This is a genomic window from Pseudoalteromonas sp. TB51 (assembly GCF_000498055.1).
In the GTDB taxonomy this organism is placed as follows: Bacteria; Pseudomonadota; Gammaproteobacteria; order Enterobacterales; family Alteromonadaceae; genus Pseudoalteromonas; species Pseudoalteromonas atlantica.
Map to the genome: position 1 here is coordinate 1 of NZ_AUTO01000144.1, position 23324 is coordinate 23324.

A 23324-nucleotide genomic window follows, 5' to 3' on the forward strand; every position below is an offset into this window, starting at 1 on the left:
AAATAGTAAGTGGCGTCCCCAAGGGGATTCGAACCCCTGTTACCGCCGTGAAAGGGCGGTGTCCTAGGCCTCTAGACGATGGGGACACTAAAAAGTGTCACTAGGACAACTGAATGGTTTAACTCGTTTCAGGCGAGTTTTCTTAATAACACTACCCTACTATAAATAGTAAGTGGCGTCCCCAAGGGGATTCGAACCCCTGTTACCGCCGTGAAAGGGCGGTGTCCTAGGCCTCTAGACGATGGGGACACTAAAAAGTGTCACTAGGACAATTGATAAGTTTAACTCATATCATGAGGTGCTAAGGTAATACGTTTAATACACATAAAGACTCGAGCTTTAAGTGCTACGCTATTCTCTTGGTAAAACCACGCCTAACTATTTGTTAGATGGCGTCCCCAAGGGGATTCGAACCCCTGTTACCGCCGTGAAAGGGCGGTGTCCTAGGCCTCTAGACGATGGGGACACAGAAAACTGCTACCCTAGGACATGCACAAAGATTTGGTGGAGCTATGCGGGATCGAACCGCAGACCTCTTCGCTGCCAGCGAAGCGCTCTCCCAGCTGAGCTATAGCCCCAAACCTTTTAATACCTAACGTGTTTAACACGTTGTGTATCGCTGAGTGCGGGGCGCATTCTATGCACCCCCCAAAATAAAGTCAACAGTTTTTTATGCCACTTTATTTAAATGGTTTAATTTTCAACAAACTGGCTATCAGACATGCAAAAAAATACAATTTCGACAAAATTTGGCCTGTACTTCATCTCACAGTACTATAAACAGGTTAATTATCTATTTATACCTCGTTGATGAAGTAATAATGTTTAACATAAAAGGTATACATTTATATGCAAATTGAGTTGGGGTTAAAAAAGTACTAAAACCAAGGCTAAACCCCGCATTTAAGTGTGTTATTAAAATGCGAGGGCTCTATTCGATAACCTTATTATTAAATGCTCAACCCTTCCCTTTTTAAGTTGCTTGTACACACATATAAAAATTGAAGTGAATTAGGCCGTCGTTAAAAGTGCTAGCAAATAATTCGTGCTGTTTTTAAACACTATGTTCCAGTTTGGGTAATAGGCTCTTTTTTGTTGTCATTGTGCCAAAACCCATGGCGTTAATTAAAGTTTATTCGCACTAATGGCAATACAGATAACTGCTTATGCCCTTACCTTTTAAAAAGTACCGTATACCAGTTCAATAATTTAAAACCTTATATAGTCATAAATCTTCTTTTTGATAAAACGTCACGCTTACTGTATCAATTTCAACATCGCCTTTTATTAGCTTATTTAAGCAATGCTTTTTATTGTAAGTAAAAATAAGGCAGTCACTTAGTTCAGATTCAGCTGTTAATTTACCCTAACAACTTAAATTTGATGATAAAGTAAACGCCAACCACCCTGCGCTGTTTATAAAACCTTCATTCAGCACATTTTTATCATTCAAGTGTTGACACATTTGCAACTCTATCTATAATAGCGCCCCACAACAACGCAGCAATGTAATGTTGTTTAGATGTGGGTGATTAGCTCAGTTGGGAGAGCATCGCCCTTACAAGGCGAGGGTCACTGGTTCAAGTCCAGTATCACCCACCACTTTATTAAGTGTACACATCTAAAATTCTATATGAGTTGTTAGCTCAGTTAGAAAAGAGAGCGTCACTGCTTTTAGTAAAAGAGGGTGAGGTTCACTGGTTAAAGTCCAGTACTATTATTAATAGTAGCGTTTTAATTTATATGTGGGTGATTAGCTCAGTTGGGAGAGCATCGCCCTTACAAGGCGAGGGTCACTGGTTCAAGTCCAGTATCACCCACCACATATAAAACCTATTATATTAATAGTCGCGTTTTAAAATTGTAATATGGGTCGTTAGCTCAGTTACAAGAAAAGAGAGCATCACCGCTTTTTATAAAAGATGGCGAAGTTCACTGGTTAAAGTCCAGTACTATCTATACAGGTAGTAGCATGTAATATGGGTCGTTAGCTCAGTTGGGAGAGCATCGCCCTTACAAGGCGAGGGTCACTGGTTCAAGTCCAGTACGACCCACCATTCTTAGAATGGTGCATATTACACAAATCTAAATGGGTCATTACTCAGCTAGAAAAAGAGAGCATTACCGCTACTTCCAAGTAACGGCGAGGTTCACTGGTTAAAGTCCAGTACTATTTATTTAATAGTAGCGTTTTAATTTATATGTGGGTGATTAGCTCAGTTGGGAGAGCATCGCCCTTACAAGGCGAGGGTCACTGGTTCAAGTCCAGTATCACCCACCACATATAAAGCCTATTATTATATTAATAGTCGCGTTTTGAAATTTAATATGGGTCGTTAGCTCAGTTGGGAGAGCATCGCCCTTACAAGGCGAGGGTCACTGGTTCAAGTCCAGTACGACCCACCATTCTTAGAATGGTGCATATTAAATATATAATTTGGGTGATTAGCTCAGTTGGGAGAGCATCGCCCTTACAAGGCGAGGGTCACTGGTTCAAGTCCAGTATCACCCACCAAATTATACTAAACGCTAAATTGATAAAGTCATACCTATTATATGTGGGTGATTAGCTCAGTTGGGAGAGCATCGCCCTTACAAGGCGAGGGTCACTGGTTCAAGTCCAGTATCACCCACCACATATAAACACTTCTTAATAATTATTATAAAATCCTATTTGGGTAATTAATCCAGTTGTAACAAAAAAGAAAGCATCGCCGCCCTTTACAAATAATGGCGAGGGTCACTGGTTCAAGTCCAGTATCACCCACCACATATAAACACTTCTAAAGCATCTAAACTCCTCTGAATAATTATTATAAAAATCCTATTTGGGTAATTAATCCAGTTGTAAGAAAAAGAGAGCATCGCCGCCCTGTACAAATAATGCCGAGAGTCACTGGTTCAAGCCAAGTAATCACCCACCACATGTAAACACTTCAAAATACCTAAGTTAAAAAATTCCATAAATATCACTCTTAATTTGTCTTTTGCAAAACGATTAATCTGTAACATGTAAAGTTCTATATGGGTTATAAACTGCGTCATAAGCAAACATATAGTTAATCGCTCATTTAGAGCTGCTTTTTACCTATTAATTAAACATTGATTTTAAATCGCTAAGGCTAAGATAATATGAAGCCATCTAAACGTATGAAAATAACTTAATCTTCTAATAACCTCGGCTAATAGTTAAATTCCCTTGTAAGCAGCTAAACTGTTGATTATAGTCTGTGATAAATCAAACAACATGTAAGCCAATGCCAACTAAGATCTACGCCAAAGCCAAAATACTGATAGTGGAAGAGCAGCCCCTCGCTCAAAGCTATATGAAACAGTCGCTAGAAAGGCTTGGCTTTCGGCAGTTGCACTTTGCCGATCATGCAATTGCAGCAAAAGAGCAATGTTTGGCTGAGCAATTTGATTTAATTGTATGTTCGTTTAATTTAAGCAAACACCAAGACGGCTACCAACTCTACGAAGAACTCCGTGTTAAGCAACTGATAAAAAACTCCACTGCGTTTATTTTTATTTCTGCAGAAACCAGCGGTGCGCTAGTGCATAGCGTTTTAGAGCTTCAACCCGACGACTTTTTGGTAAAGCCATTTACGGTACAAGAGTTAAAAACGCGGATTGAGCGTATTCTAAAACGTAAAAATGAGCTACAGAGCATTTATACCTTAGTAGATGATGGCAACGACTCTAAAGCAATAAAAGTAATCGATGCCGCTTTAAATAAAATAAACAATATATACAGCCCTATCCTCCTTCGCTTAAAAGGAGATGCATTGCTTAGGCTAAACCGCAGTGAAGAAGCTAAAGACTTTTTTACCTCGGTGCTAGACATACAAAAATTTGCCTGGGCCAAAGTTGGTTTAGTAGAAGCGCTGATTGCTAATAATGAGCATATTCTTGCTCAGCGCATGTTAAAAACCATGCTTGAACGCCATGAAACACGTTTAGTTGCACTGGATTTACTCGGCCGATTAGAAATAAAACTAAACCAATTTGAATTGGCACAAGATTTTTTAAGCCAAGCGGTCGATATCGCGCCACGTAATATCCAAAGACAAAAATCGTTAAGCAATGTTTCGTTAATAAACCACGATTACGAAAAGAGCTATTTAACCCAAAAAGACATAGCCAGCTATGCGCGTCATTCTATTCATGACAGCCCCGACATCTATCTCAATGCTGCCCGTGCCGGTATAGACTTTGCTTTAACCACAGATCAAACAGACCAAATACAACGTATTTCGCGTCAGACTAATAAATACATAAATGATTTAAAAAAGCAGTTTCCTAACAACGCAAACCAATCTCAAATTGATGTACTTAATGCGCGTTTGCACTATTTAAAAGACGAGCACCAAAAAGCCAAGCGCTTGATAGAACAACTCGACGACGACGATACGTTAATACGCTCTGTAGATGGGGCGCTTGATAAAGCAAAAGCGTTTCACGAGCTTGGTTTTCATCAAAAAGCACAAACATTATTTAGCCAAATAATTAGCCATTGTGAGCGCCACCCCAATATGAGTGATACAACTTACCTGCGTTACATTCAACAGCAGCAAAGTGAGCGTCGTGACATTAAAATGGGCCCTAAAGAGCTTAACAACCATGCAGTAACTCAATTTAATAGAGGGCAATTAAATACGGCGTTAGAGGCGTTTACGCAAGCATTTAGAGTAATGCCGCGTAACCCAAGCATTGCGCTTAATTTATTACAGTGTTTGTTTGATTCGACAAAACAAAAAGGCGGCACTTTTAACTTGGTTATTGCTAAAAAGTGTTACGCCCTTTTGAGTAACTCTACACTGCAGCCAGATCAGTCGCAGCGATTAGATAAAATTTTGCATATGGCAAAAGAAATGAAACTCGATATTCAATCCCCCTAGCGCTAACTAGCGGCTAGAAATAGCTGTTTATCTTGATTGAAAGCTAACTATATAATTAAAGCTTTTTCATTGCAGCGGCATTTACACAATAGCGCAAACCCGACGGTGCTGGCCCATCAGGAAAAATATGCCCTAAGTGTGCATCACACACATTACACACCACTTCAACGCGCTGCATACCATGGCTTAAATCGTTCACATAACCAATTGCATCGACAGTTGCAGGCTGCGTGAATGATGGCCAGCCTGTGCCGCTATCAAACTTTTCATCGGCATCAAAAAGTAAATTATCGCAGCATACACACGCGTATTTACCCGGTTCTAGTAATGTGCAACTTTGTGAGCTGTGAGGGCGTTCTGTGCCCTTTTTACGTGTCACATAGTATTGCTCATCACTTAGCATTGCCTGCCATTGCGCGTCTGTTTTTACAACCTTTTCGCGTGGCGTAGGATTGCCATTATTGGCAAAATTTATAACATCATTCCAAGTAAGCATAATAGCCTCCTTCGGTATTAATAAGTGATTAGGGTCTGTTGATCTTTTAAGGTTAAATTTGCAGCAGTCTGTTTGGTATTTAGGCAAGGCAGAGCCTATGCAGTGTGGTTATTCCCCATAATTGGGCGATAACGTAGCATTAATGCCAAACAGGCGCTGCCCAACGGGTTCTTCCTAGGGGCTATTTACTCTTTGTTGCCTACATGGATGTAGGTAAAGGGCGTGAGCAGGACGCGGAAGCTTTGCTCAGCTTTTACTTAGCCCACTAGGTTACAAACTTCGCGCCACGATTAAATAGCCCCTAGTTTGAACAAACTTTAATCCGCAAAGTTCAACAGCCCCTAACTAAAGCGAATAGTTTGCTTTTCGTGATCTGAAAGTATGCGCTTCATGTAGGCGTCTATGTCATTTTTTTGTGCGGGTAAACTTACACTAAATTGTCGCTCGTTATTGCTATGAATAATAAGCTCATCGTTCTTACTTTCTATATGTTCAATGTTGCCAATAACAAGCCATTGCGGGCCAAATTTTTTATCAAAGAAACCTGCCAAGCTAAATAACATTAAGTGCTGTGCATCGCGCTGAATAAAATTATCAAGCGTATTGCGCTTTTTAAAGGCGGGTGTCAGCCTGTAACAACACGAACAAAACACAAATAACCATAACCCTATTACGGCAGAAAACCAAATATGATCAGATAACGATGTAAACAACACCAAAGCGCCTAAAATAATGCCAATACCAAGCACTACAATGGCAATTTTTTTATTAATGTTATCCATTTAGCTCCCTTTTATTTAGCGTTTTTATCATCTGCTTTTTCAGTAGGCTCTGGCCAATCGTTAAAAAACACCTGCAAATAACGACTCTTTGCCAAGTACCACATTACCCAAAACACAATCACCATTTGCACAGCTAAAAACAGTGAAAATCTGTAATGACTATGTGCAGCTTGTATTGTTAACCAGCTTAAGTCGGTTATTGCGCACACAAGTAACGGCCAGCGCATGTAGCGCCACACCATCGCTAAACGCGCACTTTGTTGATGAGAGTCGCGCGGGCGTCTTAAGCAAAATAAAAAAGTGGGCACTATCGCAATAGCGCCAATCGAAATTGCGATAAAAAAATCGTTTTTAGATTTAAAAAATAACGACATTAAATCAAGCTCAGGGCGACGACTCAGCGCCGCTATAACCCAAATAAAATACGCACGTAGTAACACCAATAAACTTAGATGAAATGCAATTGGTGTACGGTAGCTTCCGTATTTATCCCAGTACTCGGGTCCATATCGGCTCATTTTATTACCCTAAGCATTGTACTTATCAAACAGTGCAATTAAGTCATCTTCGCTAAGTATGTCTATGCCTAAATCTTGTGCTTTAGTTAATTTAGAGCCGGCTTTTTCGCCCGNTGTTTTAGCCGACACACTACCGGCTACTTTTGCACCTAACTGTTGTAAGCGTGCTTTAGCATCGTTTCGGTTTAAAGTATTAAGAGTGCCAGTTAATACATAGGTTAGCCCAGCTAAGGGTTGCTCATCCTCTGAAGGCGGCGTTAGCGCTGGCCAATTAATGCCTTGTTCAATTAAAGCATTAACTACATCTACATTATGTTGCTCATCAAAAAAGCCACGAACATGAGTTGCTACAATAACCCCTACATCGCTCACTTGTGTAAGGCTTTCAATACTGGCTTGGGTTACCTTTTCAAGTGTTAAAAAATGATTTGCTAAGTTTTGCGCTGTGGCCTCGCCAACCTCACGAATACCCAGCGAATATAAAAACTTTGCAAGCGTAGTTGTCTTTGCAGCTTCAAGCGCATCTACTAAGTTTTTAGCCGACTTAGGACCCATACGCTCAAGTGACTCAAAGTGACCTTGTTTTAATATAAATAAATCAGCGGGGGTTTTTACCAACTCTCTATCAACCAGCTGATCAACTATTTTGTCGCCTAAGCCATCTATATCAAGCGCTTTGCGTGATGCGAAATGCTTTATCGCTTGTTTACGCTGAGCTTGGCACACTAAGCCACCGGTACAACGAGCCACGGCCTCGCCTTCTACTTTTTCAACGTGTGAGTCACAAATGGGGCAACTGGCAGGAAATACAATGTCGCGTGCATCATCTGGGCGGCGCTCAAGTACTACTTGTGTAATTTGCGGAATAACATCGCCGGCGCGGCGTATAATTACTGTATCGCCTACCTTTACGCCTAAACGGGCTATTTCATCGCCATTGTGCAGCGTTGCGTTTGATACCGTAACTCCGCCTACAAATACAGGCTCTAAACGCGCTACCGGCGTTATAGCGCCTGTGCGGCCAACCTGAAATTCTACATCAAGTAACTGGGTTATTTCTTCTTGCGCAGGAAACTTATAAGCAATTGCCCAGCGTGGTGCACGTGCAACAAACCCTAAACGCTCTTGTAAGGCTTTTTGGTTTATTTTAATTACTACACCATCAATTTCATATTTAAGCTCGCTTCTGCGCGTTAAAATATCACTGTAGTAATCTAAAGCCGCTTGCGTACCTTCAACTAACTTTGTTTCTGGGCACAGCGGTAAACCCCAATCAGTTAATTTTGCCAATTGTTGGTAGTGATCCTCAGGGATTGTGCCATCGGCCACCAGCCCTGTGCTATACGCATAAAACATTAGCGGGCGCTTAGCGGTGATTTTTGAATCAAGCTGGCGTAAGCTACCTGCGGCTGCATTTCGAGGATTTACAAATACTTTTTCGCCACGTTTTTCGGCTTCGCTGTTTAGCTTTTCGAACCCTGCGCTATCCATAAATACTTCGCCACGTACTTCAAGTTCTGCGGGGTAATCGCCACGCAGCTTAAGGGGCACGTTACGGATTGTTTTTACATTTTGTGTAATATTCTCGCCAGTAAAACCATCGCCACGAGTTGCGGCCTGCACAAGCACGCCGTCACGGTAAATAATCGACACAGCCAAGCCATCTAACTTAGGCTCACAACAAAAAGTGAGCTCATCTTGGCTCATTAAACGCTCTTTAATGCGGCGGTTAAAGGCGCTAAATTCTTCTTCACTAAAGGCGTTATCAAGCGATAACATAGGCACTTGGTGAGCAACTTGTTCAAATTTACTCAGCGCAGCGCCTCCTACCTTTTGAGTAGGTGAGTCAGGCGTTAAAAATTCTGGGTTTTCTCTTTCAAGGGCGCTTAACTCGCGCAATAGTCTATCGTATTCTGCATCAGGAATACTGGGTGTATCAAGGACATAATAATTGTAGTTGTGTTGCTCTAACGTACTACGAAGATGATTAATTTGCTCACTAATGCTGCTAGACATTTAAACCTCAAAAAACATAAAAAAAGCCACTTTTAGGTAAGTGGCTTAATAAAAATAATGTGTGCGTATAAATTACGCAGAAAATGCACGAACCTGCTCAACATATTGACGAACGCGCTCAACGGTCATTTCTTCACGCTCGGCATCTAAAATTTGTGCACCAAATTCATCGGCAATTTTCTTAGCTGCACTATGTAACATATTAAAAGCAGCCAGCCCGTCGCCTTCACAAGGTAAAGTCATAAATAAGCTAACCCCTGCGGTGCTAAACTGTTCCATATTATCAATATCAAACGTACCTGGGTTATACATATTTACTAATCTAAATAACACTGGACCTTGCCCTGCAGGGTCTATGTGGCGATTAAAAAAGCCTTCTTCTGAATATTTAAATCCTAAAGTATTTACTGCAGGCAATAACTTACTGCCTTGCATGCTTAGCCCCTCAGGCATTTGAATATGCACAATAACAAAGTCAGACACATCTGCTGGCGCTTCTTTTTCGCTCTCTGGCTCTGGTTCTAGCTCTGGCTCTTGAACTACTTGCAGGTCGTCTTCAATGGGTGTTTGCGCCACGCTAGTATCTATTTGCGGCTCGTTTGCATCAAAGTTTAGCTCACCAAATTGCGGCTCATCTCGCTGGGCAACAACCGGCTCTTTAGGTTCAACTGGTGTATGCGAAGGTGTATCTTGCATTGGTTCAACCCGCTCTGAAGGCGCTACCTCTGGGCTGTCTTTTTTTCTAACTGACCATAAACCATGTACTAATAAGCCACCTATGACAAGTACACTGATCACAATTAAAACCAATCTTAGTTCTTCGGCCATCCCCTCACCTTTTATTATTTGTTATGCCTAAACCCGTGTATTAATTAACACTAATACGCTTAAATAAACTGTTATGTGTGTGCAAGTTGCACTGCTTGTTCTATATCTACTGCTACCATGCGTGATACGCCTGGCTCTGCCATGGTAACGCCAGTTAAACGCCCTGCCATTTCCATCGCAATTTTATTATGACTAATATAAATAAACTGCACCGATTGTGACATTTCTTCAACCAAACGGCAAAAGCGTACCACGTTAGCATCATCAAGCGGCGCATCTACTTCATCCAGCATACAGAATGGAGCTGGATTGAGCCTGAATATAGAAAACACCAATGATAATGCGCTCAGCGCTTTTTCTCCACCACTTAACAGATGAATTGTCGAATTTTTCTTGCCTGGTGGCTGTGCCATTATACTAACACCACTTTCGAGTAAATCGTCACTGGTTAATTCTAAATACGCGCTACCACCGCCAAATACTTTTGGAAATAGCTCGGCAAAGTCGTTGTTCACTTGATCGAAGGTAGCTTTAAAGCGTGTTTTGGTTTCGCTGTCAATTTTACGAATCGCCCCTTCAAGCGTATTTAACGCTTTGGTTAAATCCTCAAGTTGATTATTCAGATAATCATTGCGCTCTTTAGCTTGTTCAAACTCATCTATTGCGGCTAAATTAACTGGACCTAGCTTATCTAATTGATGCACAAGCCCACTGATCTGATTTTGCGCTGCATTTAAACTCAGTGAATCAGGCAGTGTATCTAAAACACTTTTTAAACTTTGCTTTAATTCTTCAAGCGGCTCAAGTGCTGCCTGCGCTTTTATAATTAGGCTTTGCTCTTCAATACTTAGCTTTTGATGTTGTTCTTGCAAACCTGTCAGCTCACCTTGAGAGTGCTTAAGGCTGGCTTGTTTACTTATAAGTGTTTGCTTTGCCTCGTTAAGCTTTTTTTGTAGCGCGACCAAGCTAGCTTCGCCCTGTTGATGCTTTATTAAAAGCTGTGCTATTTGCTCAGTGAGCTCTTGCTCGGGTATAAGCAACGCTTCCATTTGCGATTGCAGCTCTTGCGCTTCTTCTTGCGCACTAATGAGCTCTTGCTCAGCATGATTAAGCTTTGTTTGACTAAGCTGCCACTCACTGTGTGTTTTTTGCTCTTTTAACGTGGCCTGATGCGCTTGTGTTTTATATTGCTCAAGTGTAGCTGCAGCTTGGCTGTATGCAGTATTACTGCGTGTGCAAGCGGCGTCGGCGCTTGCCAATTCGTCAGCTAAATTATGTTGCTGCTGATGTAACACTTCAAGCGCACTGTTGTGTTCATCGAGCGTTTTTAATAATTGTGATTGCTCAGTGGTTAATGCACGCTTTTGTTGCTGGTACTTTTCTAGTTGCTGTAAAAATTGTGCTACTTGCTCTTTTAACATGTCGCTGCGCGTAGTGGCCACGGCAATGTTTTGTGCTAATTGATGAATTGCGTTTTTAAGTACTGCTAACTCATCACTCAGCTTTTGCTGCTGTGTTTTTAGCGCATTAAGATTCTCAAAATTCCTTGCAAGGGTATTTTCGGCCTCTACTAAGCTCGCTGTTTTTTGCTTTAACTGTGTGTGTTTTAAAAGTTGTGAGTTTTCGGCGTTTTTGTCTGCGCTACGGTGCCAGTTTCGAGCATGTAAAGCACCGCTTTTATCCATAACCGCAATATAAAACGTATCATTTAACGCAGCGAGTTCGGCGTTTTCGCTGTACGCAATACGGGTCAGTAAATCGGGATAAACACCCTCAGTAATTAACGCCGCAACGCTATTTACTGGTATTTCACTTTTATGAGGCCACACACTATTGTTGCTTTGCACATCAACTACGTTTAGGTGCTCAAGCGTTTGCAGTGCCTGTTCAACTATATGTTCAAACCCTGGTTTTACCTGTAATTGATTAAATAAAGTGTGCTGCTTATTATCATCTTCAATCCCTAAACTGCTTTTAAGCCCAGCAATGCGAGCTTTTAGCTCATTAACGTGCTGTAAGCTTTGCTGATGTTGTTGCTCAGCGTCATTTACTAAATCGGTTTGCTCTTTAAGCGCTGCGGTGCAGTGTGTTTGCGCCGTTTGCTTACTGGCAAGCTCTTGAGTTAGGGTTTGTTTGTATTTTTGTTGCTCGGCTAGTTGCTGCTCTAATTGGCTACTTTTAATATCGTCAATTTGGCTATTTAGTTGGCTTAGCTGTGTGTTTACATGGGCTAAGGCTTGCTCTGTTTGCTTAACACTACTTTGCTGCGCCTGTACTTTATTATTAAGCGCGTGTTGTTGTTGATTAAGGCTTTGCCATGCGTTTGTGTGCTTATTTTTTTCATCAGCTAAATCTGCAAGTGTAAGGGTAAGCTCTTCAACTTGTTCGCTGCACTCTAAACTGTACTCGCTTATCTCTTGGTGGCTCACTGCTAACTGCTCACACACATTTTGTTGCTGTGTTTTTAGCGCTTCACTTTGCAGCTTTCGCTGCTCAAGCTTAACCACACTTTGTTTAAGGGTTTGCGTTTGCTGTTTAATATTAATGTGTTGTTGTTCGGCGCGGGTCAACTCTGTGTGGGTAACGTGTTGCTGATGCTGCGCATCGTTCAGCGCATCTTGCTCTGCATTTACTTGAGCCTCTAGGCTTGCAAGCACATCGTCGTGGCCTGAATGGGCCGTTTTAAAAAAGGCGATTTGCTCATTAAGCTTTTTGATTTGCTCACTTTTTTCAATCTGTTGTTGATGCAGCTTTTGCCATTTTAATACAGCCACTTGGCCTTTTAAGGTGCGCTCTTGCGCTTTTAAATCGCGGTATTTTTTCGCATCAACCGACTGCACAGCCAGTTTATCTAGTTGCGCTTGTAATTCTTTGCGCACATCAAGTAAACGCTCAAGGTTTTCGCGGGTACTTTTAATTCGGGTTTGCGTTTCGCGGCGGCGTTCTTTGTATTTAGACACACCCGCGGCTTCTTCTAAAAATACGCGTAGCTCTTGAGGTTTGCTCTCGATTAAACGCGAGATCATCCCTTGCTCTATAATTGCGTAACTACGCGGGCCAAGCCCAGTACCTAAAAATATATCGGTAATATCGCGCTTACGACATTTGCTCCCATTTAAAAAGTACAACGATTGGCCATCGCGTGTTACTAAACGCTTAATCGCTATTTGGTTTCTGTCGGCAAATGTATTAGGTAAATCACCTTGGGTGTTATCAAAAATAAGCTCTACTGAGGCTTGCGAGATTGGTTTACGATTAGTTGAGCCATTAAAAATAACATCGGTCATGGCATCGCCACGTAAGTTTTTAGCTGAGCTTTCACCAAGCACCCATCGCACAGCGTCAATCACGTTTGATTTGCCACAGCCGTTAGGCCCAACAACACACGTCATTTGATCAGGAAATGGAATTTTAGTGGGCTCTACAAACGATTTAAAGCCCGCTAATTTAATAGTGCTTAAGCGCATCTTATTGTTATTACCGATTATTATTGTTATTACTTACAAACAATTTAACTCATAAACAGTTAAAAAGTTAAGCTTGGCGTTTAAAGTTATCTAAAATAATACCTGTGGCCATTGCTACATTAAGTGACTCTGCCTCACCAAAAGCCGGTATGGTTATTTTGTCGCTTACTAATTTTGCACACTGCTCGCGTATGCCATGCGACTCACTGCCCATAAGCAATACACCCTTTGCGCTAAGGTCCGTTGTATGTACGCTTTGCCCATCTAAAAATGCCCCATAAATAGGCATATTTAATGTTTGTAAGTATTCAGGTAGCTCTACTTGGCTTACCGATACTCTGACAAATGAGCCCATGGTAGCGCTAATTGTTTTAGGGTTGTAAGCATCGGCGCTGTCGGTACTTGTTACTATATGTTTAATGCCATACCAATCAGCAACTCTGATAATAGTGCCTAAATTGCCCGGATCAGAAACTCCATCAAGCGCCAGTATTAAGCCGGTATTATTAGGTAAATCAGCCTTTGGCATATCAACCACTGCAATGGCCGCGTTATTACTCACTAAGGTACTGACTTTAGTCAGCGACTCTTCTTCTGCTGGCGTAAAATCTACATGTGGAAACTGGTTTTGGTGAGTATTTATAAACGCCTGTGTTGCAAATATATCAACCGCCTTTAATGGGCTGTTTAACAACTCAAGTACGTTTTTTTCACCTTGTACAAGGTATTGATTATATTGCTTTCGGTACTTTTTTTGGCCAAGTTGGCGAATAAGCTTGAGTTGGTTTTTTGAAATCATAACAGCCCCATAAAATTATCGCCCTAGTATACCAGAGATGATTTAAAGTGCAGCACCACATATATTAAAAGCAGCGCCATTATAGGCTGTAAGGCTATTAAAGATTGAGCTTTGCACCAAATTTAGGTAAATTAACAAAAAAACAACATGGATATAATTTTAATGGAATCAATACACCCTACTCCCCCAGAAACCACCCCTGCAGTAAATGAACCTACGGCCCCTATTTTTAGCGGCAAAGTACAGTTTAGCGGTAAAGGCGGTGAGTTTTTTGGTATTTGGATAGTCAATATTTTACTGAGCGTACTTACTTTAGGTATTTATTCGGCTTGGGCAAAAGTGCGCACAATGCGATACTTTTATGGCCACACCCGCATTGACGGACACAGCTTTGACTACTTAGCCACCCCGATGCAAATTTTAAAAGGCCGTATTTTAGCGGTTATTGTATTTTTAATTTACTCCTTTGGTAGCAGCTTTTTTCCTCTTGTAGGCTTATTATTTGCGGTTGCTTTTATCTTTTTAATGCCGTGGATTATTAACCAAGGCCTGCGCTTTAATATGCGTATGACCCGTCATCGTAATGTACGCTTTGCATTTAAAGGCGATTACGGCGAAGCCTTCATTAACTTTATTCTTTTACCTATTGCCAGTATTTTTACCCTTTATTTATTAATGCCGTATGTTTTAAAACGTATCGACACGTACATACATAGCAATATTAGCTACGGTGACACGCCATTAACCGTAAACCTCAAAGGTGAAACCTACTACTTAACCGCCCTTATTTGCTTTGTGGTGAGCTCTATCACTATGGTGATATTTATGGCTGTATTAGGCTTATTTGGGCTTGATTTAATGAATGTAGAAAACCAACAAGCTGCACAAGATCCAGCCAAAATGGGCATTATGTTTGGTGGATTAATGATTGCTTACGTATTTATGATTGCGATAGTAACCGCTGTGTGGGCTGCGGCTATTCGTAACCATATTTTTGATAACAGTCAATTTGAAGACGTAGCATCATTTAAATCAGAGCTTAAGCCTATTCCTTTTGCCATATTACTATTAACCAATATGCTGGCAATCGTGTTTTCTTTAGGGCTTGCCTACCCGTGGACCAAAGTGCGTACATCGAGAATGCTTGCCGAGGTTACAACCGTTAATATTTACCCTAGTGCGCTAAATTTAGTGGATACCNACCGCGCAACAAGAGCAGTCATCGTTTGCTGAAGAAGCAGCCAATGTATTTGATATTGACCTATCGCTAACCTAAGAGCTTATTATGCACGTACAGGGACATTACTTCCCCAAGGCATCAAGCAATTACCAGCAAGGTGTCGCTAGCATTAGCGACACCTGTGTTGAGATTAGCTACGATGACCAGCTTATTTCAAGCCATGCAATAAGCGATATAACACTCACCTCTGGCCTAGCTGGGCTTGCTGATGAACTAAATTTTAATGATGGCAGCCGCTTTATACCTACTGATGTAAATTATCGCTGGCCTTTTAAAGCAAATAAGCATGACCTACTAGAGCGCCTTGAAAAAAGTAAATGGGCTATTATCGCGGCCGTTATTTTTACACCGCTTTTTATGTGGTTAATGCTTTATAAAGTTGTGCCCGCTATTGCTGTTTACAGTGTTGATACTCTGCCGCGAAGTGTAGTAGAGCAAATGGGTGAACAAAGCTTTACCCTAATTGAAAAGCTCGCGCTTGATGACAGTGAGCTGCCTAATGAGCAACAAACTAAAGTGCAACAACACTTTAATACCATGCTTAATGCGCTCTCGCTTGAGCCATCGGTTTATAGGTTATCGTTTTATAAATCAGAGGCCTTTGGAGCGAATGCGTTTGCAATGCCCCACGGGCGTATTGTCGTAACCGATGAGTTAGCAAATTTATTAGCCGATAAACCCAACGCACTAAAAGCCGTATTACTTCACGAAATTGGCCACGTAGTCCACCAGCATAGCGTACGCATGACTGCTCAATCGGCAGCCAGTACCATTGTACTTGCAGTTATATTTGGCGATTTAGAAGGCATAGCAGAAGTGGTACTTGGTACGGGGGCATCTTTTGCACAGCAAGGGTTTTCTCGTGATATGGAGCGCGAGGCAGATAGCTATGCACTCATTCAACTTGAGCATTTAGGGTATTCAAGCAACGACTTTGCCGATGCCATTGAAGCATTACAAGGCGCGCACACCAGCGAAAACGAACACCTTGAAAAGGTAAATAATTTGCTCGAATATTTATCTAGCCACCCAAGCGCACAAGAGCGAATAGACAATGCGAGGAAATAACCCCGGTTATATACAAATTGCTCGCTATATTGTGGGGCTGAGTTGGGTATACCACGGCTTTTTTCCAAAGCTTTATCATATTGCCCCGCTTGAAAAACTAATGACTGGTAGTGCGGGTTTTTCAGCAGAAGTGTCTGACTTAATTACACGTTCTGCGGGTATTGGCGAAATTATATTTGGATTATGCTTATTAGTGTTTTATAAAAATAAGCACATCGTTATTTTAAATATTTTAGCGCTTTTAGGGCTTTTGTTAGCGGTTGTAGTAATGCAGCCACAATTACTCATTGAAGCATTTAATCCAGTAACAACTAACCTGCCGCTTATTGGCTTAAGTTTTATTTGGTTAAAAGAAATTAAGCTGCAAAATAATCGACACCTCTAAAATAAAAAAGGTATGCCAGTGCATACCTTTTTGTAGTGCTTAACTTATAGCGTTAATACTTATTTTTATGTGTCCACAGGTGCAATAATTCACTGGCAATTGTTGCTGCGGCAATAGCGGTAAGCTCACTTTGGTCGTACGACGGTGAAACCTCTACCACATCCATACCCACCATATTTATGCCTTTTAGTGCGCGCAGTATTTTAAGCACTTTATCAGATGTTAAACCACCGCATACAGGTGTGCCTGTACCTGGTGCAAATGCTGGGTCTAAACAATCTATATCAAACGTTAAGTAAACGGGTAAGTCGCCTACTCGCTCACGTATTTGCGCTGCTATTTCATTGGCGTGCAAATCGTTAGCTTGCATTGCATCAATCACTGCAAACTCATGTTTGCTTTGATCAAAGTCGGTACGAATACCAATTTGGATACTGTGCTCTACATCAATCAGCCCTTCCATGGGTGCATGATAAAACATAGTGCCGTGATCAAAGCGCGAGCCATTGCTGTATGTATCAGTGTGCGCATCAAAATGAACCAGTGCCATTTTGCCATGTATCTTTGCATGCGCGCGCAATAGCGGAAGCGTTACAAAGTGATCGCCACCAAGGCCTAACAGCGTTGCCCCTTGGCGAAGTATTTGCTCTGCAGCCATTTCTAGCTGTGCCGTAAAATACTCAGGATCGCCTACCGGATAAGTAAAGTCCCCCGCATCAGCAACCGTTAAACGCTCAAACAAAGGAAATGTCCACGGGTATTTAGTGTCTTCCCAGGCTAAATGTACCGACGCACGGCGAATGGCATCGGGCCCTAAGCGTGCACCGGGGCGGCCCGATGTTGCTAAGTCAAAGGGTAAGCCTAGTACAACGACATCTGCATCAATGGCATTAATGTTTTGCACCATAGGACGACGTAAAAACGTCATCCCATTTGAATACAATGAGTGGTCAACATGACCAAACAAACTAGACATTGCTTATAACTCTTCTAAATAAGTGTAGCCATTAAGGCCGCTCTGCAACTCGTCTAAAACGCTTTGCTGTTCATTTTTATCTATTTTTGCAGACACTAACTGCGCGTACGACTGCTGAAAGCTCTCAACATCTAAATGTACATAACGCATCATATCGGCTACGGTATCACCTTGGTTTATTTCACTAATACTGGCAACGCCTTGCTCATCCATATTGATAATGGCGCTGTGCGTATCGCCAAATAAATTGTGCATATCACCTAAAATTTCTTGGTACGCACCCACTAAGAAAAAGCCCATTAAGTAAGGTTTATCAGCACTGTACTCAGGCACGGGTAATGTGCTTTCAATGCCTTGGCCATCAACATAGTGCTCAAGCGCGCCGTCTGAATCACAGGTAATATCAAGTAATACAGCACGTTTTTTTGGTGCTTCGGTTAAGCCACTTAATGGCAATACCGGAAACACTTGATCAATCCCCCACGCATCAGGAAGCGATTGAAAAAGCGAAAAGTTTACAAAAAACTTATCGGCTAAACGTGCGTTCAACTCGTCAATAATCGGGCGATGGAAACGGTTTTTGTTATCCATGTGTTTGTTAAGCTCATAACAAATACGTAAGTTAACTTGCTCTGCCCACGCACGCTGCGTTAAATCTAAAAGCCCAAGTGCAAACTGGTTATGCGCCTCTGCTAAATCCCCTTGGCTGTCGTGGTAAATTTCAATCAGTGCGCGGTCATCCGTTAAATCGGTTAACTGCACAAACGATGCCCACATATTATTTAATAAAAGCGGTGCATCTGCTGCTGGCGCTGCTGGCGCTACTAACTCTTCTGGCGTGTAGCTTTCTGTGCCTATCACGTTTGATATAAGAACCGCATGGTGCGCCGTTAGTGCACGCCCCGACTCAGAAATAATCGTCGGCATGGGCTGCGCGTACTGCTTACAAGTATCGCCTATGGTGTACACAATATTATTTGCATACTCAGCTAAGCTGTAGTTCATTGAGTTATGCGATTGGCTGCGGGTACCATCGTAATCAATAGCTAAACCGCCCCCTACATCTAAGCACTCAATGCTTGCACCTAATTTGCGTAGCTCACAGTAAAAACGCGCGGCTTCGCTCACACCTAAACGCACATCACGAATGTTTGCCATTTGCGAGCCTAAGTGAAAATGCACAAGCTGCATTAAATCAAGCTGGCCTGCGTCTTTTAAACGGTTTACTACATGTAAAACTTGCGACGCAGATAAACCAAATTTAGATTTTTCACCGCCACTTGCTTGCCACTTACCTTTGCCTTGCGATGCTAAACGAACGCGAATACCAATACGTGGTTTAACATTTAGCGCTTTTGCTTGGCTAAGTACCATGTCGAGCTCAGAGAGTTTTTCAAGCACTATGTATACTTTGTGGCCTAGCTTTTCGCCAATCAGCGCTAAGCGCACATACTCTTTGTCTTTGTAGCCATTACATACAATTACTGCACTGGTTTTTTCTGCCATTGCCAAAACAGTTAATAGCTCTGGTTTGCTGCCCGCCTCAAGGCCTAATTGTTTTTTTTCTAATTCGGCTTGGCTTGCTACTATTTCTTCAACCACTTCGCGTTGTTGGTTTACTTTAATTGGGTAAACTAATAAGTAATCTTTTGGGTAACCATAGTTTTCAATCGCGGTATTAAACGCGTCACATAAACTGTGCACACGATGATGTAAAATTTGTGGAAAGCGCACTAAAGCCGGCAAGCTTAAGCCTTTTTCTTCTAGCTGCTTTGCAATATCTGTAAGTGCAATAGTTTGCTCTGGGGCGTGAGCCTTTGGGGCAACATACACATCACCTTGATCATTAATACCAAAAAAACCTTGGCTCCAATGACGAACATTGTAACTCGTGCGAGCTTGTTCTAGTGATGTTGTCTCTTTCATTTATCTTTCTCTTGTATTTAATGAATGCCGGTGTGGCTAGTTGCGCGCATTAAAAGAAAAATAGACTTTTAAGTCCAACAAGTATTTTTACTCGTAACGAGTGATTTTTAGTGTTGAGAGAAAAAACACCTACACCTTAGCTTTTACAGCTAACCGCCTTTAGTAAAGCAAGCTGGTTATGCGGCTAAAAAAATAAGTACAGCTGTACTTTTTTAAGATAAAATAGAACAACTGTACTTATTTGGTATAAACATGAAACAAATTTACTTTAATCAAAACAAGCCACCTAAATTTTCTAAAATAACAAAGGCTGCCACTTTTGGTCTGACCAAAACATTTCCTAAACTCAGTGCCCGCCTTGCCATGAAGGTATTTTGTAACCCGCATAGCCGACGCCAATACGAATTTAGAACATGTATACAGCCAATTAATATTAAACTTACTACCGAGCTTGGCGCTGTAAACCTGTACTATTTTAGCCAAGCCGAAAACACTAAAACGGTATTTTTATCTCATGGCTGGGCCGATAGCACTAATCGGTTTACTGCTTTAATAGATGAATTGCTTGAAAAAGGCTTTAATGTTTACTCAATTGATCACATAGGCCATGGCTATTCGCACGGCAATACCTCGCACTTATACGGGTATATGCAGGGGCTAACAGCGGCTTTTGAGTACTTTAATGGGCAAAATATTACAATTAATAGAGTCGTTACACACTCTATGGGCGGTGTTGCTTTGTTAAACTTAGCGCCTCATTATTTAGAGAATAAAAAAATTGTGATGATCTCTGCCCCTGCACAAATATTTGAAGCCATGTTTGCTAAGGTCAGGCAAGTGGGTATTTCTGAGCTCATGCTAGAAAATATGCTTAATAAGGTGTCAGACAAATATGGTATTAACTGGCAAAACCTTCACCCTGATCATTCTAAAGATAAAATTAACGAAAACATGTTGTTTATTCATGATAAAAATGACTCAGTGGCAAGCTTTGAGGCAATAAAATTATTAACTGAGAACACACCCGCAACACTTGTGGCCACACAAGAGCTGGGGCACGTGCGCATTTTAAAAAGCCAATACGTGTACGACCAAATAACACGCTTTATGGATTAACAATGAAAAAAAGTGAGAGCACTAAACGCAATATTTTGCACAAAGGAATGGCCTATGCGGCTGCACATGGTTTATATAGCTTGTCGATAGGAAAAATAGCGGCAGTGACTAACATGTCGCGTACTGGGGTGATCTCACACTTTGCCAATAAAGAAGATATGCAAGTGGCTATTTTGGCCTACACCGAAGAAGAGTTTAGAAAACAGGTTGTTGATATATCTGCTGATGAAGATGCGTTAATTCACTTAAATAATTTTCAGCAACGCTGGCTTGAGTGGCTCAATTTTTTAGATACGGTATCGCCTGGTAAGCAGGCAAGTTGCCCGCTCATTAAAGCGTCGGTAGAGTTTAAAGCAAGCCCCAACTGTTTGGTAAGGCAGTTTATGCAAGACCAACACTTAAAAATGATTAACTACCTCACTAAACTTGCAGTTAACTGCCAAGCACAAGGCTACTTTAGCCAAGACAAAGAGCCGAGCATTTTTGCGTATGAATTTTATGGCTTATATACCGGGCATGTTGTACAAACAAGCTTAATAGATAATCCAGCTTTAACGCTTACTTATAAAAAAGTAGTTGGCAATTTAATTGCGCGATATATGCGTTAACTGTGGCCTGTAAGGCGTTTTTTACCTTTAATATGGCGTACATTTTAAGCGCTTTTAGGTGCAAAAATAATAATAGCCATGCCCAGTAAGGCAACCGCCCCGCCCACTACATCCCACATTGTAAGCTTTACGCCATCAACTGCCCATAACCACAGTAAAGCCACGCATATGTACACACCGCCATACGCGGCATACACCCGTCCAGCGGCTGCTGGGTGTAACGTTAGCAACCACGCGAATAGCGCTAAACTGATTGCTGCAGGTATTAAAAGGAATATGGATTTATCTTCTTTAAGCCAAAGATAAGGTAAGTAACAGCCAATAATTTCTGCCAGTGCGGTAATAATAAATAGCGCGATAGTTTTTACTTCAAACATAAAACCTCACGTGATTTAAATAACGAGAGCATAATAAAGCTAAGTAACTGCAAACTAGTTACTCAGCTAAAATAGTGCGAATTCTGGGTAAAAAATTTTTACCCATATTTAAGTAAAACAGGTTACTCAGCTAGGGCCGCGTCGGCCAGCTTCATTGTACTTTCGAACGATTTAGTACCGGCTATAAATAAACCATTGTGGCAAAATACGGCGTCGTCTAAGCCTGTTTCAGCTTGAAACTCTTCATCAGATAAACCGGCCCACGCTTTAGGCAGTGACTTTCTATCTTCAAACGAGCCTGGCTCTACTGGTACAGTTTGAATAATCCATTGGCCGTTTTGCGAAGGGTAAACCATAAATAAAGCGTCGCTTGATAAATGGTGTACTGTTTTTTTCCATGGTGTGTATTTTTCTAAAATAATCACGCGGGGATCTTTTGCCTCTTCTATTGCTTTTGCAACAATATCTTTGGCGTTAATGCTTCCTTTTGCTGAGGCAATAAAACGGGTTAATAAACGCGCTGCAAACTCAACGGCTTCATCAAAGCATTCATCAAAGTTGCCTTCCTCTTCCCATGTTGGATTAAACATAGAAAGCGTTTGGCTAAGCGTTATGCCCTCAACCACACCCTTAACGTAACCACAATCTATGGCATCAATTGTAGAGACTAAACCAGCGTCAACTCTATCAGCCACCGCTTGGTTATTATCACACAGTGCTAAACCATACTTTTTCCAAATTAAGCCAAATGACGAGTATGGCGTGCCATTTTCGCGCTCGCCTGCGCCGCAGCGTTGGTGGTGATCAAAGCGTCCTGTGTCAGGGTTGTATTCACCACCTACATCAACAACAATATCGGCACTTTCTATTACTGCTTTATCGCGGGTTCGTACCAAGTTAAAGGCAGGCAATACATGCTTAAGTACCGCAATACTAAACACGTCATCGGCATGGAAATTACCACTGTGGGTTACTACTGTTAAATCGCTCATTGGTTTTGGGCTACTTTTAAAAAAGATAAAATTCTCACTTATGAAGTGCTAAATAAAGGTTTATACCCGTTTGCTTAATCAAGTAATTTATTTTGAAGCAAAAAAGCTTGTTTATAGCCAGGTTTTGCCTCTTAAAATCATTAAGTATTACTGTGCACAGGTATTAAATATACGTGGCGAATTTTATACGAAGATAGCATTGAAAAACAGTGAAGTATTTTTTGCGCCTACAGAGTCAGCTATAGGCACACAGTAGTAAATAGCTTATTTATTCTGGCTCAGGGCTCAGAGCAAGCTCCATAAATACACTTTGTGGGTTATCTTGATACGAGCCAAAGCTTGCACAGCGCGCAAAACCTAAATCTTCATATAAACTAATTGATTCGGTTTGCTTTGGGCCTGTTTCTAATCGGATAAGTGGAATTTTTGTTTCGCCGGCGTAATGCAGGAGGTTTTGCATTATGCGTCTTGAAAAACCTCTACCACGGTAACTTGGTTTTACGTATAAACGCCTTATTTCGCCATATAGTGCGCCGTCATTTTGCTTAACAATAGCGCCACAGGCAATAATGCCATCTTCGTTTTTTAAACCAATTGCGTAAACGTTGTCTTTGCTTAATTCTTCTAATTTGAGAGATTGGGCTGTAGCCACGGGGTATAAGGAGTTTATCAGTCTATCTATATCTGCAAACACATTAACTACATCAGGATCCTTAGGGGTTAATTCGACTAACTGCATCTCTTGTCGTCCATTTTATTATTTTGAATCGTTATAGTGGCTTCATAATATATACTTAATACGCGTGTTCCTAGTGTTGTTTAAACAAAATGT

General features: G+C 41.4%; 17 protein-coding genes, 12 tRNA genes and 1 pseudogene. 14 read left to right on the forward strand and 16 right to left on the reverse strand.

Annotated elements, in window-relative coordinates:
* Positions 1 to 10: 10 nt before the first annotated feature.
* From L650_RS0107460 to L650_RS0107475, 4 genes are all read right to left on the reverse strand, one after another.
* Positions 11 to 86: transfer RNA gene (locus tag L650_RS0107460), tRNA-Glu, on the reverse strand.
* Positions 87 to 173: 87 nt separating this feature from the next.
* A tRNA-Glu gene (locus L650_RS0107465) sits at positions 174 to 249 on the reverse strand.
* A gap of 141 nt (positions 250 to 390) precedes the next feature.
* Positions 391 to 466, reverse strand: a tRNA-Glu gene (locus L650_RS0107470).
* A gap of 36 nt (positions 467 to 502) precedes the next feature.
* A tRNA-Ala gene (locus L650_RS0107475) sits at positions 503 to 578 on the reverse strand.
* 948 nt (positions 579 to 1526) lie between these two features.
* On the opposite strand from L650_RS0107475, the gene L650_RS0107480 reads away from it, so the two are divergent.
* The 9 genes from L650_RS0107480 to L650_RS0107520 all read left to right on the forward strand — a co-directional run bounded on the left by L650_RS0107480 (position 1527) and on the right by L650_RS0107520 (position 4898).
* Positions 1527 to 1602: transfer RNA gene (locus L650_RS0107480), tRNA-Val, on the forward strand.
* 145 nt (positions 1603 to 1747) lie between these two features.
* Positions 1748 to 1823: transfer RNA gene (locus tag L650_RS0107485), tRNA-Val, on the forward strand.
* A 158-nt stretch (positions 1824 to 1981) separates the two neighbouring features.
* A tRNA-Val gene (locus L650_RS0107490) sits at positions 1982 to 2057 on the forward strand.
* Between the two features lie 148 nt (positions 2058 to 2205).
* Positions 2206 to 2281 (forward strand) — tRNA-Val (locus tag L650_RS0107495).
* A gap of 49 nt (positions 2282 to 2330) precedes the next feature.
* Positions 2331 to 2406 (forward strand) — tRNA-Val (locus L650_RS0107500).
* Positions 2407 to 2439: 33 nt separating this feature from the next.
* Positions 2440 to 2515, forward strand: a tRNA-Val gene (locus L650_RS0107505).
* 45 nt (positions 2516 to 2560) lie between these two features.
* Positions 2561 to 2636: transfer RNA gene (locus L650_RS0107510), tRNA-Val, on the forward strand.
* Between the two features lie 40 nt (positions 2637 to 2676).
* A tRNA-OTHER gene (locus L650_RS24280) sits at positions 2677 to 2770 on the forward strand.
* A gap of 487 nt (positions 2771 to 3257) precedes the next feature.
* Positions 3258 to 4898 (forward strand): response regulator, encoded by a 1641-nt coding sequence (locus L650_RS0107520; protein ID WP_029772722.1) that lies wholly within the window; start codon positions 3258 to 3260, stop codon positions 4896 to 4898.
* Positions 4899 to 4953: 55 nt separating this feature from the next.
* Here L650_RS0107520 and msrB read toward each other — a convergent pair whose 3' ends face one another.
* The 7 genes from msrB to L650_RS0107555 all read right to left on the reverse strand — a co-directional run bounded on the left by msrB (position 4954) and on the right by L650_RS0107555 (position 13804).
* Positions 4954 to 5394, reverse strand: a complete 441-nt coding sequence (gene msrB, locus L650_RS0107525) for a peptide-methionine (R)-S-oxide reductase MsrB (protein WP_004588868.1) — start codon at positions 5392 to 5394, stop codon at positions 4954 to 4956.
* Positions 5395 to 5735: 341 nt separating this feature from the next.
* Complete coding sequence (locus L650_RS0107530; RefSeq protein WP_029772724.1) at positions 5736 to 6176, reverse strand: hypothetical protein; 441 nt, start codon at positions 6174 to 6176, stop codon at positions 5736 to 5738.
* 11 nt (positions 6177 to 6187) lie between these two features.
* The gene (locus L650_RS0107535) at positions 6188 to 6694 is read right to left on the reverse strand and encodes a DUF2919 domain-containing protein (protein ID WP_004588866.1); all 507 of its coding nucleotides are present in this window, start codon (positions 6692 to 6694) and stop codon (positions 6188 to 6190) included.
* A 9-nt stretch (positions 6695 to 6703) separates the two neighbouring features.
* Positions 6704 to 8710 (reverse strand): NAD-dependent DNA ligase LigA, encoded by a 2007-nt coding sequence (ligA, locus tag L650_RS0107540; protein WP_029772725.1) that lies wholly within the window; start codon positions 8708 to 8710, stop codon positions 6704 to 6706.
* Positions 8711 to 8782: 72 nt separating this feature from the next.
* On the reverse strand, positions 8783 to 9538 hold the full coding sequence (gene zipA, locus L650_RS0107545; protein WP_004588864.1) for a cell division protein ZipA: 756 nt from the start codon (positions 9536 to 9538) through the stop codon (positions 8783 to 8785).
* Between the two features lie 71 nt (positions 9539 to 9609).
* Positions 9610 to 13005, reverse strand: a complete 3396-nt coding sequence (locus L650_RS0107550; RefSeq protein ID WP_029772726.1) for a chromosome segregation SMC family protein — start codon at positions 13003 to 13005, stop codon at positions 9610 to 9612.
* 67 nt (positions 13006 to 13072) lie between these two features.
* On the reverse strand, positions 13073 to 13804 hold the full coding sequence (locus tag L650_RS0107555; protein WP_029772727.1) for an RNA methyltransferase: 732 nt from the start codon (positions 13802 to 13804) through the stop codon (positions 13073 to 13075).
* Between the two features lie 162 nt (positions 13805 to 13966).
* Here L650_RS0107555 and L650_RS0107560 point away from each other — a divergent pair.
* From L650_RS0107560 to L650_RS0107570, 3 genes and pseudogenes are all read left to right on the forward strand, one after another.
* Positions 13967 to 15080: pseudogene (locus L650_RS0107560) on the forward strand (YjgN family protein).
* Positions 15081 to 15089: 9 nt separating this feature from the next.
* Positions 15090 to 16112: a M48 family metallopeptidase gene (locus tag L650_RS0107565; protein WP_029772728.1), complete on the forward strand. Its 1023-nt coding sequence runs from the start codon at positions 15090 to 15092 to the stop codon at positions 16110 to 16112.
* Positions 16099 to 16497 carry a DoxX-like family protein gene (locus L650_RS0107570; RefSeq protein WP_029772729.1) on the forward strand — a complete coding sequence of 133 codons (399 nt, stop codon included), beginning with the start codon at positions 16099 to 16101 and terminating at the stop codon, positions 16495 to 16497. Before L650_RS0107565 ends, L650_RS0107570 begins: the two co-directional genes overlap by 14 nt.
* Before the next feature lie 52 nt (positions 16498 to 16549).
* On the opposite strand, the gene speB is transcribed toward L650_RS0107570, so the two are convergent.
* Complete coding sequence (gene speB, locus L650_RS0107575; RefSeq protein ID WP_029772730.1) at positions 16550 to 17473, reverse strand: agmatinase; 924 nt, start codon at positions 17471 to 17473, stop codon at positions 16550 to 16552.
* Between the two features lie 3 nt (positions 17474 to 17476).
* Complete coding sequence (gene speA, locus L650_RS0107580; RefSeq protein ID WP_029772731.1) at positions 17477 to 19399, reverse strand: biosynthetic arginine decarboxylase; 1923 nt, start codon at positions 19397 to 19399, stop codon at positions 17477 to 17479.
* A gap of 252 nt (positions 19400 to 19651) precedes the next feature.
* Here speA and L650_RS0107585 point away from each other — a divergent pair, with 252 nt between their 5' ends.
* On the forward strand, positions 19652 to 20515 hold the full coding sequence (locus L650_RS0107585) for an alpha/beta hydrolase (RefSeq protein WP_029772733.1): 864 nt from the start codon (positions 19652 to 19654) through the stop codon (positions 20513 to 20515).
* A 2-nt stretch (positions 20516 to 20517) separates the two neighbouring features.
* Positions 20518 to 21123: a TetR/AcrR family transcriptional regulator gene (locus L650_RS0107590; RefSeq protein WP_029772734.1), complete on the forward strand. Its 606-nt coding sequence runs from the start codon at positions 20518 to 20520 to the stop codon at positions 21121 to 21123.
* 44 nt (positions 21124 to 21167) lie between these two features.
* Here L650_RS0107590 and L650_RS0107595 read toward each other — a convergent pair whose 3' ends face one another.
* From L650_RS0107595 to L650_RS0107610, 3 genes are all read right to left on the reverse strand, one after another.
* On the reverse strand, positions 21168 to 21500 hold the full coding sequence (locus tag L650_RS0107595; protein ID WP_029772735.1) for a YnfA family protein: 333 nt from the start codon (positions 21498 to 21500) through the stop codon (positions 21168 to 21170).
* Positions 21501 to 21622: 122 nt separating this feature from the next.
* Complete coding sequence (locus tag L650_RS0107600) at positions 21623 to 22492, reverse strand: MYG1 family protein (protein ID WP_029772736.1); 870 nt, start codon at positions 22490 to 22492, stop codon at positions 21623 to 21625.
* A gap of 268 nt (positions 22493 to 22760) precedes the next feature.
* A complete protein-coding gene (locus tag L650_RS0107610; RefSeq protein WP_004588851.1) occupies positions 22761 to 23231 on the reverse strand; it encodes a GNAT family N-acetyltransferase in 471 nt (156 codons plus the stop codon).
* Positions 23232 to 23324 lie beyond the last annotated feature (93 nt).